This window comes from Sphingomonas fuzhouensis (genome assembly GCF_034659795.1).
Taxonomy (GTDB): Bacteria; Pseudomonadota; Alphaproteobacteria; order Sphingomonadales; family Sphingomonadaceae; genus Sphingomonas; species Sphingomonas fuzhouensis.
Map to the genome: position 1 here is coordinate 638022 of NZ_JAXSQY010000001.1, position 14232 is coordinate 652253.

At 66.6% G+C, this 14232-nt stretch carries 14 protein-coding genes and 2 tRNA genes; 6 read left to right on the forward strand and 10 right to left on the reverse strand.

The window, feature by feature from the left end; translation table 11 throughout:
- Nucleotides 1-39: 39 nt before the first annotated feature.
- Nucleotides 40-2784, reverse strand: coding sequence for a TonB-dependent receptor (locus U1H82_RS02975; protein ID WP_322963448.1), 2745 nt, complete (start codon nt 2782-2784; stop codon nt 40-42).
- Nucleotides 2785-2989: 205 nt separating this feature from the next.
- Between U1H82_RS02975 and U1H82_RS02980 the strand changes: the two genes are divergently transcribed.
- On the forward strand, nt 2990-4021 hold the full coding sequence (locus U1H82_RS02980; RefSeq protein WP_322963449.1) for a LacI family DNA-binding transcriptional regulator: 1032 nt from the start codon (nt 2990-2992) through the stop codon (nt 4019-4021).
- Nucleotides 4022-4037: 16 nt separating this feature from the next.
- Nucleotides 4038-5534 carry an MFS transporter gene (locus U1H82_RS02985; protein ID WP_322963450.1) on the forward strand — a complete coding sequence of 499 codons (1497 nt, stop codon included), beginning with the start codon at nt 4038-4040 and terminating at the stop codon, nt 5532-5534.
- A 1-nt stretch (nt 5535) separates the two neighbouring features.
- On the opposite strand, the gene U1H82_RS02990 is transcribed toward U1H82_RS02985, so the two are convergent.
- The 5 genes from U1H82_RS02990 to U1H82_RS03010 form a co-directional block, all read right to left on the reverse strand.
- Nucleotides 5536-6834, reverse strand: a complete 1299-nt coding sequence (locus tag U1H82_RS02990) for a sensor histidine kinase (RefSeq protein WP_322963773.1) — start codon at nt 6832-6834, stop codon at nt 5536-5538.
- Between the two features lie 50 nt (nt 6835-6884).
- Nucleotides 6885-7604: a response regulator gene (locus tag U1H82_RS02995; protein WP_056438153.1), complete on the reverse strand. Its 720-nt coding sequence runs from the start codon at nt 7602-7604 to the stop codon at nt 6885-6887.
- A gap of 80 nt (nt 7605-7684) precedes the next feature.
- Complete coding sequence (locus U1H82_RS03000; RefSeq protein ID WP_322963451.1) at nt 7685-8194, reverse strand: EF-hand domain-containing protein; 510 nt, start codon at nt 8192-8194, stop codon at nt 7685-7687.
- A gap of 118 nt (nt 8195-8312) precedes the next feature.
- The gene (locus U1H82_RS03005; protein WP_322963452.1) at nt 8313-9554 is read right to left on the reverse strand and encodes a TetR/AcrR family transcriptional regulator; all 1242 of its coding nucleotides are present in this window, start codon (nt 9552-9554) and stop codon (nt 8313-8315) included.
- 219 nt (nt 9555-9773) lie between these two features.
- Entirely contained in the window at nt 9774-10685 is a 912-nt protein-coding gene (locus U1H82_RS03010; protein ID WP_322963453.1) for an acyl-CoA thioesterase, read from the reverse strand.
- Between the two features lie 150 nt (nt 10686-10835).
- Here U1H82_RS03010 and U1H82_RS03015 point away from each other — a divergent pair, with 150 nt between their 5' ends.
- The 4 genes from U1H82_RS03015 (at nt 10836) to U1H82_RS03030 (ending at nt 12627) form a co-directional block, all read left to right on the forward strand.
- Entirely contained in the window at nt 10836-11012 is a 177-nt protein-coding gene (locus U1H82_RS03015) for a hypothetical protein (protein ID WP_322963454.1), read from the forward strand.
- Between the two features lie 177 nt (nt 11013-11189).
- Nucleotides 11190-12335 carry an AI-2E family transporter gene (locus U1H82_RS03020; protein WP_322963774.1) on the forward strand — a complete coding sequence of 382 codons (1146 nt, stop codon included), beginning with the start codon at nt 11190-11192 and terminating at the stop codon, nt 12333-12335.
- 57 nt (nt 12336-12392) lie between these two features.
- Nucleotides 12393-12469 (forward strand) — tRNA-Asp (locus U1H82_RS03025).
- 81 nt (nt 12470-12550) lie between these two features.
- Nucleotides 12551-12627 (forward strand) — tRNA-Asp (locus U1H82_RS03030).
- A gap of 70 nt (nt 12628-12697) precedes the next feature.
- On the opposite strand, the gene U1H82_RS03035 is transcribed toward U1H82_RS03030, so the two are convergent.
- The 4 genes from U1H82_RS03035 to U1H82_RS03050 all read right to left on the reverse strand — a co-directional run bounded on the left by U1H82_RS03035 (nt 12698) and on the right by U1H82_RS03050 (nt 14139).
- Complete coding sequence (locus tag U1H82_RS03035) at nt 12698-12901, reverse strand: DUF2842 domain-containing protein (protein ID WP_322963455.1); 204 nt, start codon at nt 12899-12901, stop codon at nt 12698-12700.
- Entirely contained in the window at nt 12898-13431 is a 534-nt protein-coding gene (locus U1H82_RS03040; RefSeq protein WP_322963456.1) for a 5-formyltetrahydrofolate cyclo-ligase, read from the reverse strand. The genes U1H82_RS03035 and U1H82_RS03040 overlap by 4 nt, the downstream gene beginning before the upstream one ends.
- A 205-nt stretch (nt 13432-13636) precedes the next feature.
- Entirely contained in the window at nt 13637-13942 is a 306-nt protein-coding gene (locus U1H82_RS03045) for a cell division protein ZapA (RefSeq protein WP_322963457.1), read from the reverse strand.
- Nucleotides 13942-14139, reverse strand: coding sequence for a hypothetical protein (locus U1H82_RS03050; RefSeq protein WP_322963458.1), 198 nt, complete (start codon nt 14137-14139; stop codon nt 13942-13944). Before U1H82_RS03050 ends, U1H82_RS03045 begins: the two co-directional genes overlap by 1 nt.
- Nucleotides 14140-14232: the final 93 nt, after the last annotated feature.

Genomic DNA, 14232 nt, shown 5'->3' on the forward strand with positions numbered 1-14232 from the left:
CCCCGCGCCAGCCGATCGACCGGCGCGGGGGTATGGTCATCAGAAGCGATAGGTAAACCCGGCCAGGAACCGGCGGCCATAGCTTTGATAGTCGATCACCTCGTCACGGCGACCGGCATTGGTGGTGACGAACGGCGTATCGGTCAGGTTCTGGCCTTGCAGGAAGATCGACAGGCCCTTGAATGCGCCCTCCTGGAAGTCATAGCCGATCTGGCCGTCGACGATCGTCTCGTCGATCGCGCGGCGGCGGACACGATTGGCGCCGAAGCCCGACAACTCACCCACGAAGGTCGAGCGGTAGCGGACCGAGCCGCGAATATTCAGGCCCCATTTCTCGAAAAAGGCCGTGCCATTCGCCACCCAGCGCGAATAGCCGGGAATGTCCTCCGGATCGCCACCGGGGGTCGGGGTGATCTCGGTCTTGGTGTAGGAGCCACCGCCCGTCAGGCCGAAGCCGTCGAGGAAGCCGACGATCTGCCCCAGCGGCAGTGTCCCCGCCAGTTCGACGCCGTAGATTTTGCCGCCGGTGCCGTTGATCGGCCGGGTGATGCGCCCTTGCGTCGGAATGCCCGCAGGCAGCGAGGCGGGCAGCGGTAGACCGGCATAATTGTAAGGCTGCTCAAGATTGTAAACGAAGCTCTTGAGATCCTTGTAGAAGCCCTGCGCGGCGAGGTAGCCGCGCGTGCCGAAATATTTCTCGACCGTCACGTCATAGGAGTTGGAGCGGATCGGGCGGAGATAGGGATTGCCGCCATTGCCCGAGATGATGCCCTGTGCCGCGTCGAAGCCATAGGACAGCGCAACCCGCATATCGTCGAAGCGGGGCCGCATCATCTGGCGCGCCGCCGCCACGCGGAACACCCAGTCGCTGGGCAGGCGCAGCGACAGGTTGGCGCTGGGCAGGATGTCCCAATAATCGGCGCCCTGGGTGATGTTGGTATAGCCGGTGCCGTTATAGATCAGCCCGCGCGACTTCTGCTCGGTGCCGACCGCCTGCACGCCGACATTGCCGGTCAGCTCGGCGGTGCCGAGTTGCGCCTTCAGGTCCGCCTGGAGATAGGCGGTCATCAGATGCTCGGTCGTGGTATAGGCCTTGGCGGGCACGTCGGGGCTGGTGTTGGGCGTCAGCGTATAGACCCCGCCCGCCAGCAGCGCGCGCGGATCGTAGCTGAGCATCGGTCCCAGACCCAGATAAGTCAGGTCGGTCGGCGTCTGGCGATATTGCTGCGGCAACGGCGCGATGGTCGCACCACCCGGCAGCGTCACGAAGGACTCGTTCGGCGCCAGCGACTTGACGTGATCGGTATAGTTCAGGCCGAAGCGCAACGCGCTGACGATCGGCGTCTCGACCTCGCGTTCGATCTCGACGCGGTATTGCTTGATCTGGTCGGTGATCTTGCGGTCGTTGAAATAGCCCGCCTGCCGCGTCGAGCCGCCCCAGCCCAGCGGATCGGTCAGCTGGATGAGGTTGGGGTCGGAATAGTTGAGCGTCGGCTTGAACACGGTGCCGGTGGGCCCGGTTACGAAGCCGATCGTATCGGTCGCGCCATTGCCCTGGCCGTATCCGGTGCCGCTATAGGTTTCCAGCGTCACCTCGTCGCGGTCGGTGCGCGAATAGCTGAGGTCGATGAACGCGCTCCAGCCGTCATCGCCCTTGTACTTGCCGTTATAGCCGAACGAATAGAGCTTGGCCTTGCGCTGGAACGAGTCGTTGCGGACAACGCCTTCGACCTTGTTGAAGGTGCCCGAGGTGACGAGGCCGTTATTGACCACCGCATTGGTCAGCGACGTGCCCGAACCCCATTGCAGCGGCAGTTCGATGCCGCGCTTGATCTGGTCGTCGTTGAAGTCGGAATAGAAGCCGTCGAGCGTGCTGGTGAACGTGTCGCTCATCCGCCACTGCACCGTGCCCGACAGGCCGAGGCGCTTCAGCGTGGTCGAGGTGACATAGGATTTGGACCCGCCGATGACGTCGACCGGCTGGCCGCCGACCGTGGTCTGGGCATAACCCCAGGCATTGCCTTCCTGAATCTGGTATGGTTCGTTCAGATAGCTGGCCGACAGCGCGACGCCGATCGTGTCGTCGGCGAACTGGTCGACATAGGTCGCGCTGGCGCGGTAGCCGAAATCCTTCGACCCCGCATTCAGCTTGCCGATATCGGCATAGGTGCCGCGCGCACCGACCGAGATCACGCGCTTGCCGTAATCGAGCGGGCGGATGGTCTTCAGGTCGACGGTGCCCGACAGGCCCTGGCCGATCAGCCCGGCATTGGCCGTCTTGTAGATCAGGACCTGGTTGACGACTTCCGCCGGATACTGGTCATATTCGACCGCGCGGTTGTCGCCGGTCGAGGTCTGCTCGCGCCCGTTCAGCAGCGTGGTCGAGAAATCGGGGGCGAAGCCGCGGATCGAGATGGCATTGGAGCGGCCATTGACGCGCTGCGACGTGACGCCGGGCAGGCGGGCGATGGACTCGGCGATCGAGGCGTCGGGCAGCTTGCCGATATCCTCGGCCGAGACGGACTCGACGACCAGGTCGCGGTTCTTCTTCTCGGCGACGGCATTTTCCAGCGCGGCGCGAAAGCCGGTGACGACGATATCGCCTGGCTCGGATTCGGCCTGGGCCTGCTGGGCGGCGGCATCGGCCTGGCCGGTGGTGGGTGCGGGCACGATCGCGGCGCTTTGCGCGAAGGCGGGCGCGGCGATGACCATGGCCAGCGTGCTGACCCCGAGCTTCAGGAACGAGCGCGCGGCATCGGCCGGCGCCCCAGGGCGAACCGTCATGAAATCCCCTCCAGGAAACCCCGTCTTCGTTCAAAGGACGGGTATGGTTGTTGCCCCTCCTGTGAAAGGACGCGCACCGAAAAGGAATGATGCCGCATACGTATTCAATGCGGCCGGATCGGCCTGTTGCATTATTACGACAGCGCTTCTGCTTAACCCGGCTCAGGAAAGCCGGTAAGCGGGGCGGAGAGGAGGAAGCATCGATTTGGCCGGTCCGCGAAAGCCCACATCGTTCGACATCGCGCAAATGGCGGGCGTATCGCAGCCGACGGTCAGCCGTGCGCTGCGCGGCAGCCCCTCGGTCAGCGCCGCCACCCGCGCGCGGATCGAGGCGATTGCCAAGACCCTGAACTATACGGTCGACCGCGCCGCCTCCAATCTGCGCAGCGGGCAGACCCGCACGCTGGCGCTGCTCCTCTTCCGCGATCCCTCGCCGGGGCGGACGCTCATCAACCCGTTCTTTCTCGGCATGCTGGGCTCCATCATGGAGAGTTGCGCGGAGGTCGGCTACGACCTGCTCGTCTCGTTCCAGAACCCGACCAGCAACTGGCAGGCGGATTATGAGGACAGCCACCGTGCCGATGGGCTGATCCTGCTGGGCTATGGCGACTATGCCGATTACCGCGAACAGTTGGAGACGCTGGTCGCGCGCGGCACGCATTTCGTGCGCTGGGGATCGGTGACGCCGGGGCAGCCGGGGCTGACTATCGGCTGCGACAATCATGCGGGCGCACTGGCCGCGACGCGGCATCTGATCGCGCAGGGGCGCAAGCGGATCGCCTTTCTGGGCGATGCGACCGACCATTATCCCGAATTTCACGATCGCTATCGCGGCTATTGCGACGCGTTGGCCGAGGCGGGGCTGGACTGCGATCCGGCGCTGCAGGTCGGTGCGATTTCCAGCGAAGAGGCGGGCGAACAGGCGGCGCGCGCCTTGCTGGCGCGGGGGCGGTCCTTTGACGGGATCATGGCGGCCAGCGATCTGATCGCGCTGGCCGCGCTGCGGGTCGTGACGGAGGCGGGGTTCCGCGTGCCCGCCGATATCTCGCTGGTCGGCTTCGACGATATTCCGGCGGCGAGTTTTGCGCATCCGCCGCTCAGCACGGTGATCCAGGACGCCGCCGCCGCCGGACGATTGCTGGTGAGGGCGCTGCTCGCCGAGATTGCGGGCAAGCCGCGAACGCCGACCCTGCTGCCCGCCACGCTCGTCGTGCGCGGGTCAAGTATCAGACCATAATCATAACGAAAATAATATGTTGGGAGAGACTATGGAGAAGCCGCGTCAGGGCTTTTGGGGGTTGTGGAACACCTCGTTCGGCTTTTTCGGCATCCAGATCGGCTTTGCTCTGCAAAACGCCAATGTCAGCCGCATCTTCCAGTCGCTGGGGACGGCCGAGAAGGACCTGGCGTTCCTGTGGATCGCCGCACCCCTGACCGGGCTGCTCGTCCAGCCGGTGATCGGCCATTATAGCGACCGGACCTGGGGACGGTTCGGGCGGCGGCGGCCTTATTTCCTGGCAGGCGCGGTGCTCGCGACGCTGGCGCTGGTGGGGATGCCCAATGCGGGCGGGCTGGTCGCGGCCGCGATGCTGCTTTGGCTGCTCGACGCCTCGCTCAACGTGTCGATGGAGCCGTTCCGCGCCTTTGTCGGCGACATGTTGCCCAGCCGCCAGCGGACGGCGGGCTATGCGTTCCAGACCGGGTTCATCGGCGCGGGGGCGGTGTTGGGGTCGCTGGCCCCGATGGTGCTGACCGATGTCTTCCATGTCGCTAATGTCGCCGCACCGGGCGAGGTGCCGCCCTCGGTGCGCTATGGCTTTTATATCGGTGCCGTGGCCCTGTTCATTGCAGTGTTGTGGACCGTCCTGACCACGCGTGAATATGCGCCCGAGCAACTCGCCGCCTTTGCCGATAGCGATGAAGGGCAGGCGACGCATAGCGATGCCGCGCCCAGCGATCGGATGGGCACGGCGCCGCTCTGGATCGCGGGCGGGGCGGTGATCGTCGCGGGCGTCGGCTGGCTGGGGCTGGACAAGCCGGTCTATCTGCTGGGCGGCGGGCTGATCGCCTTTGGTCTCGCAAAGATCGTCAGCGCCGTGCTGGTTCGGGATGGGCGGGGGAGTAATGCGCTCAGCCAGATCCTTGCCGATCTGGCCGCCATGCCTTTAACGATGAAGCGGCTTGCGCTCGTTCAGTTCTTCACCTGGTCGGCGCTGTTCATCATGTGGATCTACACGACGCCAATCGTCGCCGAGCGGGTCTTTCATAGCAGCGATGCGAACAGCGCCGCGTTCAACGCGGGCGCGAACTGGGTCGGGGTGCTGTTCGCGGTCTATAGCGGGGTGGCAACGCTCTGGGCCTTCGCGCTGCCGCCGCTGGCGCGGGCGATCGGGCGGCGGAATACGCATATCCTGGGGCTGCTGAGCGGCGCGGCGGGGTTCGCGTCGTTTCTGGTGATCCGTGACGCGTGGTGGCTGATGGGGTCGATGGTGCTGGTCGGCATCGCCTGGGCCTCGATCCTGACCATGCCCTATGCGATCCTGTCGGCCGCGCTTCCGGCAGAAAAGCTGGGTATCTACATGGGGTTGTTCAACATCTTTATCGTACTGCCGCAGTTGATCGTATCGTCGATCATGGGTGCGGTGGTCGGGCATTTCTTTGCCGACAATCTGGTCTGGGCGATGGCGATCGCCGCTGCGGTGATGGGGCTGGCGGCGCTGGCGATGCTGCGGGTGGAGAAAACCGCCTGATCTAGGAGCGCGGCAGGGTAATCGTCGCCGCCAGTCCGCCCTCGGGCCGGTTGGTGAGGCGAATGTCGCCCCCCGCCTCGCGCACGATCGAGCGGGCGAGGGCGAGGCCCAGGCCCACCCCACCGGTGTCGCGGTTGCGCGAGGTTTCCAACCGGGTGAAGGGATCGAACACCGTCTCCAACTGCTCCTCGGCGATGCCGGGGCCCTGGTCGGCGACGATGATCGCGACATGCTCGGCCTGCGCATCGATGCGGACATCGGCGGCATGGCCATATTTGACCGCATTCTCGATCAGATTGCGCACCGCGCGCCGCATCAGCGAGGGGCGCAGTTTCAGGCGCAGGCGCCCGCGCTCCTCGAAGGTCACGTCCTGCCCCAGATCGTGGAAGTCGGCGACGACCGCATCGACCAGCGCGTTCAGGTCGACATCGGTCTCCGCCTCGCTCGGCCGCCCCATGCGCGCCAGCGAGAGGATATCCTCCAGCGTCTTGTTCATCTCGGCGATGGTGTCGGCCATGCGCAGCCGGTCCTGCTCGTCTTCGACCGACTCGATCCGGACGCGCAGCGCGGCGAGCGGCGTGCGCAGGTCATGCCCGATCGCACCCAGCATCCGGTCCTTTTCCTCCAGCATCGCTCCGATCCGCAGCCGCAGCGCGTTGAAGGCGGCGATCAGGCCCGACACGTCGAGCGGCCCTTGTTCGGGAATGGGCTCGCCCGGTACGCGCGGGTCGAACCGCTCGGCCGCGCGGGTCAGGTCGCGCAAGGGCCGCGAGATGCGCCGCCCGATCCACAGCACGGGAAGCAGGATGATGCCGTAGAGGATCAAGGTCTGGAAGAAGAGGCGCCAGACCAGGAACAGCCCCTCGCGTGGCCAGCCCGCCCGCGTCACGAACCAGCCCATTTTCGGCGTCTCGACCGCGATCAGTATTTCGTCTTCCGGATGGCGGTTGCGGTCGAAGCGGCGACGCGGCCAGTCGAAATCGGCGGTGTTGAACGGGCGGACGCCGGTCACGACCTGACGGACCGGGTGGCCGAGTTCCTTCATGCCTTCGCGCACGATCGATTCGACGACGGCGACGCGGGGCAGGTCCGGCTTGACCGGATTGGCCGGCAATCGCCGCACCCGACCGCGATCGGGACCTGGGCCGCGCCCCAACGCGCTTCGTTCGATCGCGTCGTTCAGCCGCGCGACCGAGGGGCCCGTCACCTGCTCCAGCACCAGCGTCCGCCGCTCGCCGAGCAGCAGGACGAAGCTGATCGCCTGTGCCACGAACAGCGCGATGGCGAGCAGCAGCGCCATCTGCGCCGCCAGCCGACGTGGCCAGAAGCGGAGCTTCACGGGCCTGGGCGTCACAGGCGCGTGACTTCGGCGGCGAGCGTATAGCCGCCGCCCCAGACCGTCTTGATGATCTCGGGCGATTTAGGGTCCGCCTCGATCTTGCGGCGCAGGCGGCTGACCTGATTGTCGATCGCCCGGTCGAAGGCGGCGGCCTCGCGCCCCTGGGTGAGGTCGAGCAACTGATCGCGGGTCAACACCTGGCGCGGGCGGCTGACCAGCGCGAGGAGGAGGTTATATTCGCCGGTGGACAGCATCACCGACACACCCTCGCGGTCGACCAGCGAGCGTTCGCCCGATTTCAGCACCCAGCCCGCAAAGGCATAGGAGCCGCTGTCGGGTGCATGGTGGCGCGCGCCGCCCGCCTGGGTCCGGCGCAGCACGACCTTGGCACGCGTCGCCAGCTCGCGCGGGGAGAAGGGCTTCACGACATAATCGTCCGCCCCCATCTCCAGTCCGACGATCCGGTCGGTTTCCTCGGCCCGCGCGGTCAGCAGGATGACCGGCACCTCACTGGTCGCGGCGATATGGCGGCAGAGCGACAGGCCGTCCTCGCCCGGCATCATGATGTCCAGGATGACCAAGTCGATGGCATAGGCGGCCAGCCGCGTGCGTGCCGAGGCGGCGTCGCCCGCCTGCGTCACGCGGAAACCCTGTTTGGTGAGATAGACGGCCAGCGGCTCGCGGATCGAACGCTCATCGTCGACGAGCAGCAAATGCGGCGTTTCGGACATAGGATCGGTGTCTAGCATGGCGGGCGCAAGCCGCAAAAGGGACGGGCCGGGGGAGAATGGCCCGTCCCTCTTGCAGTCGATCAGTCGGCGTCGGGCCGGGGCCGATCGGGGGCGGTCATGCCGCCGCCATGACGGCCGCCCCAGCGTGGGGCGGCGGCGCGTTCCGCCGGGTCGATCTTGCCGTCATGATTGGTGTCGAGCCGATCGAACATCGCGGCGGCGCGGGCGCGGAAGGCGTCGGCGGTTATCGGCTGCGGCGCGGGGCGACCCGGCCGGTCGGGGCGTGCGCCCTCGGGACGGCGGGCAGCGCGTTCGGCCCGCTGCTGCGCGCGATAGGCCTGCATTTCCTCGGGCGTGACGGTGCCGTCGTGATTGGCATCCATCGCGGCGAAGCGCCGGTCGGCAGCGGCGAGCGCGGCGGCGCGGGTGATGTTGCCGCTGGCATCCGGTTGCAGCCCCATCAGGCCGCCGCGCATCCCGCCGCCGGGCGGGGGTGGCGGTGCGTCACTCTGGGCATGGGCCGCAGTCGTGCTGAATATCGCGGCGCTCAGCAGCAGGGCGGGGGAAAGGCCGATCAGGGTCTTTCGCATGGGGTGGGCATCCTCTTGACGGCAAGGGTGAAGTCCCCGCCGGACGATGGCCTTTCTGCGCCCCGGCTGTCGCCCGATCATGTCGGACCGCCCCCGCAATTGTCGCAAATTGTGTGCCTCAGTCCAGAAAGCGGTCGTCGAACATGCCGTAGAGGATCGTCGAGGCGTAGAGCGCGATGGCATGGGGGCGCGCCATCGTGCCCGCCCATTTGCGCATGTCGAAGGCGGCGTTCTGGATCGCCATCAGCGCCTGCGCCGCGATCAGCGCATCGACCGCGCGCATCGATCCTTCGCCGATGCCGTCCATGATCGTGCCCGCATAGCGCCGCGCGATCCGGTTGGACCGTTCGACCATCTGGGCGCGCACGTCACCGGGCAGGCTGGCGAGCGCGGTGGTGCGCAGCAGCGGCCCGCGCTCGGCGAACTGGATGTCGAGCAACGTCGCGATCGCACTCGACAAACGATGCCAATGGCTGCCCCCGGCGGCGTCGGCCAGTTGCTGGGCGGTGGTGATGGTGTCGAAGCTGCGGCGATAACAGGCGGCGACCAGATCGTCCTTGGCGTCGAGATGATGGTAGAAGCTGCCCTTGGTCACGTTCAGCTCGGACGCGATGCGCTGTACGCTGGCGCCGCGATAGCCGAGCTGGTTGATGAGCCGCGTCGCCGCCAGCAGAAATGCCTCGCGCCCCGGCTCGTGCTCGTCCGCCGTCCGGGCATCGAGGTCGAGCATGGCGGGCGACCAGTGCGCACCGGGCGCGGCGATGCCATGGGTCAGCACGTCGAGCAGCCGTTCCTCGACACGCGCATATTGGTCGGGCTCGTACCGGCCCAGCCACATCGGCAGCCAGAAGGTGTTTTCCAGCAGGACATGCGCGCGGGCGCCGTGCAGGTCGGTATGCGCACGGCTGGGGGCGGGGCCCCACAGGCTGCGGGTGGCGCGGAAGACCTTTTGCCAACCGGCCATCAACCGGCCCCGGATCGGCTCTTCCATCGCGCGCAGGTCGGACAGCACGGCGAACGGCGTTTCTTCACCGCGTTCGATCCGCGCGAGCCGCGCCATATTGATCGACAGATAGCGGGCGACACGGGCTTGCGGCGTCGCCTCTTCGGCGGCCTCTTCCAGCATCGCGAGCAACCGTTCCAGCGTGTGTTCGAACGCCGCGGCGGCCAGATCCTCCTTGCGGCGGAAATAATAGGTGACGCTGGTGGTGTTCAGCCCGACGCGGCGCGCGACATCGGCAAAGGTCAGGCCCTTGGCCGATTGTTCGTTGATCGCCTGCGCCGCCGCCGCCAATATGGCATCACGCTTCTGCCGATAGCGCTCGGTATTCTGTCCTTCACCGACGGACGTTGCCGCCATCCCTTGCATCCTCTCCGATGGTCGCGGCGCATGACGACGCGATCGGCCATGTTTAGAAGCGGAAGTGTCGTGCGTCACCGGTATTTGCACATCATCGCGCTGGAGAGGGAGGAAAAATCCGTCATCATCCTAAAATGGGTATGGCGTCTGCCCCGAAACGGTACGGTGCAGCCGGTCCCGCAGGACCGGCCGGGCGGGGCTTCGGCATCGCCGCCGCCGTTAGCCTATGGCTCCCGGCTCACCCCCACGCAGGCGGATCAGCCCTTCCTGCGCTACGCTGGCCACCAGCCGCCCGTCGGCGGCGAAGATGCGCCCCCGGTTGAACCCGCGCGCATGGCCCGCCCAGGGGCTGTCGGTCGTATAGAGCAGCCATTCGTCCGCCCGGAACGGCTCGTGCAGCCATAGCGCATGGTCCAGGCTCGCGGTCTGCATGTCGTGGATCAGCCAGTTGATCCCGTGCGGCAGCGTCGAGGTGCCGAGCAGCGCGAAATCGCTGGCATAGGCCAGGATCGCCCGGTGCAGCGCGGGATCATCGCCGATCGGCGCGACCAGCCGGAACCAGATCGCCTGGACCGGCTCGCGTGGTTCGGGGGCGAGCATCTGACGCGGATCGACGGGACGCAACTCGATCGGGCGCGGGCGTTCGAGAAAGGCACGGATCTGCGTCGGCACCTGATCGCCCAGCTGCGCGAGCAGGGTGTGTTCGGACGGGAGCGCGTCGGGCGCGGGAACGTCGGGCATCGCGTCCTGATGATGCATGCCCGCTTCGGGTGTCTGGAACGAGCAGGCCATGTTGAGGATCGGCTTGCCCTTCTGCATCGCGATCACCCGGCGGGTGGCGAAGCTGCGCCCCTCGAAATCGCGTTCGACCCGGTAGATGATCGGAAACCGCTCGTCGCCGGGCCGCATGAAGTAGGCGTGGAGCGAATGGGCGATGCGCGGCGCATCCGTGGCGCGCTGTGCGGCCTGCAACGCCTGCGCGATCACCTGCCCGCCGAAGACGCGGCCCTGACCGCCGGGGCGCCGGGCGCCGCGATAGAGATCGGTGTCGATCTCCTCGACATCCAGCAGCGCGACCAGGCCTTGCGCCAGTTGATCGGACGAGGGGCGGGGGCGGGGTGTCGCGTTCATCGGCCAAGTGATGGGAAACGTTAACGTAAACGTCAACCCGAAAGGCCGGGATTCGGGCCGGGGCGGTGGAACTGGGACGCACCAAAAGATGCTTTCGCGCTGTTGGGGGGCTCGCTACACAGTCGGCAGCGATCTGGCTGGGAGAAGGCGATGGACGGTGTGAACGATGATGGTGTCTCGGAACGTGCCGAACTGCACTTCCTGGCGGCATTGACCGAGGAACTGATGCGCCATCTGATGGAGGCCGGGGTGCTGACCCGGACCCAGCTTCAGTCGATTGAAAATGCGGTGGCGGAACGCACCGGCGGCATCCCCCGCGCCTGGTGACGCGGCCCATGGGGCGACATGTACGCCTCACATGACATAAAGGTCATCGTCTGACGGCGTTAGCGGCTTTTCTACCATGGGAAAGCCGCTAACGTGACCGTCATGAGTGACGTGCATGACGACGTGGTCGACAAGGCTTATCCGGCGGGTGATTCGATCCTGGGGGTGCCGGTGGGCATGGGGCCGCGCGATGCGGTGCGGATCGCGATGCGGCGCGACCGGTTGCTCGCCGGGCTGACCCTGACGGCGGGGGCGGGATTTATCCTGGCCTTGCCCTTCGCGCTCCATGAGGGGGCCGAATTCTTCCTGCCGCTGACCACCGCGCTGGTCATCGCGATCGCGCTGGTGCCCATATTGGAATGGCTGGAGCGGCGGCGCGTGCCCTCGGCGCTCGCGGCACTGATGTGCGTGCTCCTGTTCCTGATCGTCGCGAATATCGCGCTGGCGGCGATCATCGTGCCCGCGACCGACTTCTTCCGCCTGCTGCCCAGCCGGATCGGGCGCATCCAGTCCAATCTGGCGCCCCTGCTCGACCTCTATTCCAGCCTCGAACACTATGTGAACAAGGCGCTGCGCCAGGTCGCCTCCACCCCCATCCGCCAGGCGCAGACATCGGCCGTGTCGCCGCCCAGCTCGATCCTCGAACTGGCGGCGACCTCGGCACCGGCGCTGATCGTGCAGTTCCTGTTCGGCGTCCTCGTCGTCTTCTTCGTGTTGTCCGGCTGGACCCGGATGCGAAAGGAGACGATTCGCGGGCGGACCAGCTTCGACGGCGCGATGGCGACCGCGCGGGTGATCCAGGAGGTGGTGGACGACGTCTCGGCCTATCTGGGCACGATCACCATCATCAACCTGGCCTTGGGTGGCGCGGTGGCGGGGGCCTTGTCGCTGTTCGGCATGCCCTATCCGCTGATGTGGGGCGGTATCGTCGCGCTGCTTAATTATATCCCCTATTTCGGTCCGGTGATCGGGGCGCTGCTGCTGGCGGTGGGCGGTCTGATGACCTTCAGCGACATCTGGGTCGCGTTGGCGCCGCCTGCGATCATGTACGGGATGCACCTGATCGAGGCGAACCTCATCACCCCGCTGATCGTCGGACATCGCCTGACCATCAGCCCGGTGCTGATCCTGATCTCGTTGAGCTTCTGGGGATGGGTCTGGGGCACGCTCGGCGCATTGCTGGCGGTGCCGCTGCTCATCATCCTGCAAACCGTCCTGAAGGCGGCCGGAAAGCCCGATATCGCGGGCTTCCTGTTCGAGCATGGAACGCTCACCCATCTCGACCGCGAAACCGACCCGGAGGACGTTCCGCAAGAAAAATGAAATGATGCGTTGACAGGTTCGGAAGGCTCGCCTAGTTGGCGCGCCTCGACGCTTTCAGCGGGTGTAGCTCAGTTGGTTAGAGCGCCGGCCTGTCACGCCGGAGGTCGCGGGTTCGAGCCCCGTCACTCGCGCCATTCCCTTACCGGAATGGCTGAAAATATCGAAATCCCCATTGGGGCCGATGCCTACATTGGTAGGCATCACATGGCTTTCAAGCGGGTGTAGCTCAGTTGGTTAGAGCGCCGGCCTGTCACGCCGGAGGTCGCGGGTTCGAGCCCCGTCACTCGCGCCATCCTTCGGGATGGCGTTTTTGTTTGCCGACAGCGCTGGGTTCTCCCCGCGTCATCCCAGCGACGGCTTCGTCAGCGCCGACCACCCTCCATCCAGCGCAGCAGCGGCTTCATCGGTGTGATCCATATGATCCCGGCGACGATGTAGAAGGCCAGTTGCAACACCCAATGCCATTGGCCGATGGTCGCGGACAGGCTGGCGACCAGTGCCGCCCAGGCGATGATGATCGCGACGATCAGCAGCATTCCGGCGGGTTTGCGCCAACTGGGGGTCATGGGACGATCCATTCCGATTCGGTGGCGATGGCGTGAAGCGGCACGTCCCAAGGATCGGGCGCCAGTTGCTCGACCGCCTGGACGCCCCAGGCAAGGCCGACGCGCCAGGCATCGGGATGGGCGGCAAAGGCGCGGTCATAATGGCCTGCGCCCTGTCCCAGCCGATTGCCGCGCCGGTCGAAGCCGACCAGTGGCGTCAGGATGATGTCGGGGCGGCATTCCGGCGCGTCGTCGGCGGGCTGGTGCAGGCCGAACGCTCCGACATGCAAATCCTGCCCCTGCGCCCATCGCAGGAAGCGGATCGGGTTCTCCCGGTCGACGACATGGGGCAGGGCGAGGGTCGCGCCCGCATGAAGCGCGGCCTCGACCCACAGTGCAGGATCGGCCTCCGCCCTCAGGGGGCGATAGGCGGCAATGACGAGATTGGGGAACAGCCGGTCCAGAAAGGGCCTTGCCACCGGCAGCAGGCCGGGGCCGTGCGCGTCGCGCAGGGCCCGCATCCGGGCGCGCAGGGTACGCTTATCGATCATGACAGGGTGGGGCGGGTGGCGGGACCGCCATGGCCGTTTGCCGTAATATCCACCGACGCCCAATACGTCAGGTGGGGACCATGTACGTCGGACCAGGGTCCGGGCAGGGACAGCCCCCTTGGATGAAGAATAGCCTCAGGGATTATCGTGGCTCGTACCGGGCAGAGCCCGCCGCCAACCCATGTAGGCGAGCGCCCAAGGATACTCAAGGGTGTCCTTCCTCATCCAGCGCATCGGCCAGCCCCTCCAGCCGCTCGGCGATGCGGGCGAGCGCGGCTTCGCTGACTGCGGCGCCTGCGGGGGGACGCCGTTCGGCCTCTTCCAGGGAATCGGCCAGCATCAGCGCCACGAACAGCAGCGCCCGCTCGCCATTATGGCCGCCCGAGGCGCGTAGCGCCGCCGACCAGCGCTGGTCGAGCATCTGGCCCAGCATCCGGACGCGGGCCTCGCCGCCGTCCTGACACGCCACGCGGTGCGGCCGGTCGCCGACCAGGATCGTCACCTCGGCCATCAGGCGGCGCTCCCCCGGCTGATGACGTCATCAAGGGCGCTCACCGCCTCGGCCATGCGCGCCTTCAGCGCGGCGTGACGGCGGGCGAGCGCATCCTCCTTGGTGGCGCGGGTTCGGATCGCCCGTTCGATGCGGGCGATCGCGCGGTCGATCCGCTCGACGGAGGAAAGGACGTCGTCGGCAATAGGTTCGGGCATGAAAGGGGCTTAGCAGGCTGGTTTCATGCGGCAACCCGGAATTGGACGGCCAGCGGCGCTGCGGCGGTTGACAGACACTCGCGCGGCTCCGAA

Bases quoted from the DNA above. Each gene is read 5' to 3' on its own strand.
- U1H82_RS02990 (WP_322963773.1), bottom strand. From the start codon at position 6,834: ATGGCGCTGCTGCTCGCCATCGCGCTGTTCGTGGCACAGGCGATCAGC.
- U1H82_RS02995 (WP_056438153.1), bottom strand. From the start codon at position 7,604: ATGTCCGAAACGCCGCATTTGCTGCTCGTCGACGATGAGCGTTCGATC.
- U1H82_RS03035 (WP_322963455.1), bottom strand. From the start codon at position 12,901: ATGACCCCCAGTTGGCGCAAACCCGCCGGAATGCTGCTGATCGTCGCG.
- U1H82_RS03040 (WP_322963456.1), bottom strand. From the start codon at position 13,431: ATGATCGATAAGCGTACCCTGCGCGCCCGGATGCGGGCCCTGCGCGAC.
- U1H82_RS02975 (WP_322963448.1), bottom strand. From the start codon at position 2,784: ATGACGGTTCGCCCTGGGGCGCCGGCCGATGCCGCGCGCTCGTTCCTG.
- U1H82_RS03015 (WP_322963454.1), top strand. From the start codon at position 10,836: ATGGACGGTGTGAACGATGATGGTGTCTCGGAACGTGCCGAACTGCAC.
- U1H82_RS03045 (WP_322963457.1), bottom strand. From the start codon at position 13,942: ATGGCCGAGGTGACGATCCTGGTCGGCGACCGGCCGCACCGCGTGGCG.
- U1H82_RS03000 (WP_322963451.1), bottom strand. From the start codon at position 8,194: ATGCGAAAGACCCTGATCGGCCTTTCCCCCGCCCTGCTGCTGAGCGCC.
- U1H82_RS02985 (WP_322963450.1), top strand. From the start codon at position 4,038: ATGTTGGGAGAGACTATGGAGAAGCCGCGTCAGGGCTTTTGGGGGTTG.
- U1H82_RS03005 (WP_322963452.1), bottom strand. From the start codon at position 9,554: ATGGCGGCAACGTCCGTCGGTGAAGGACAGAATACCGAGCGCTATCGG.
- U1H82_RS03010 (WP_322963453.1), bottom strand. From the start codon at position 10,685: ATGAACGCGACACCCCGCCCCCGCCCCTCGTCCGATCAACTGGCGCAA.
- U1H82_RS03020 (WP_322963774.1), top strand. From the start codon at position 11,190: ATGGGGCCGCGCGATGCGGTGCGGATCGCGATGCGGCGCGACCGGTTG.
- U1H82_RS03050 (WP_322963458.1), bottom strand. From the start codon at position 14,139: ATGCCCGAACCTATTGCCGACGACGTCCTTTCCTCCGTCGAGCGGATC.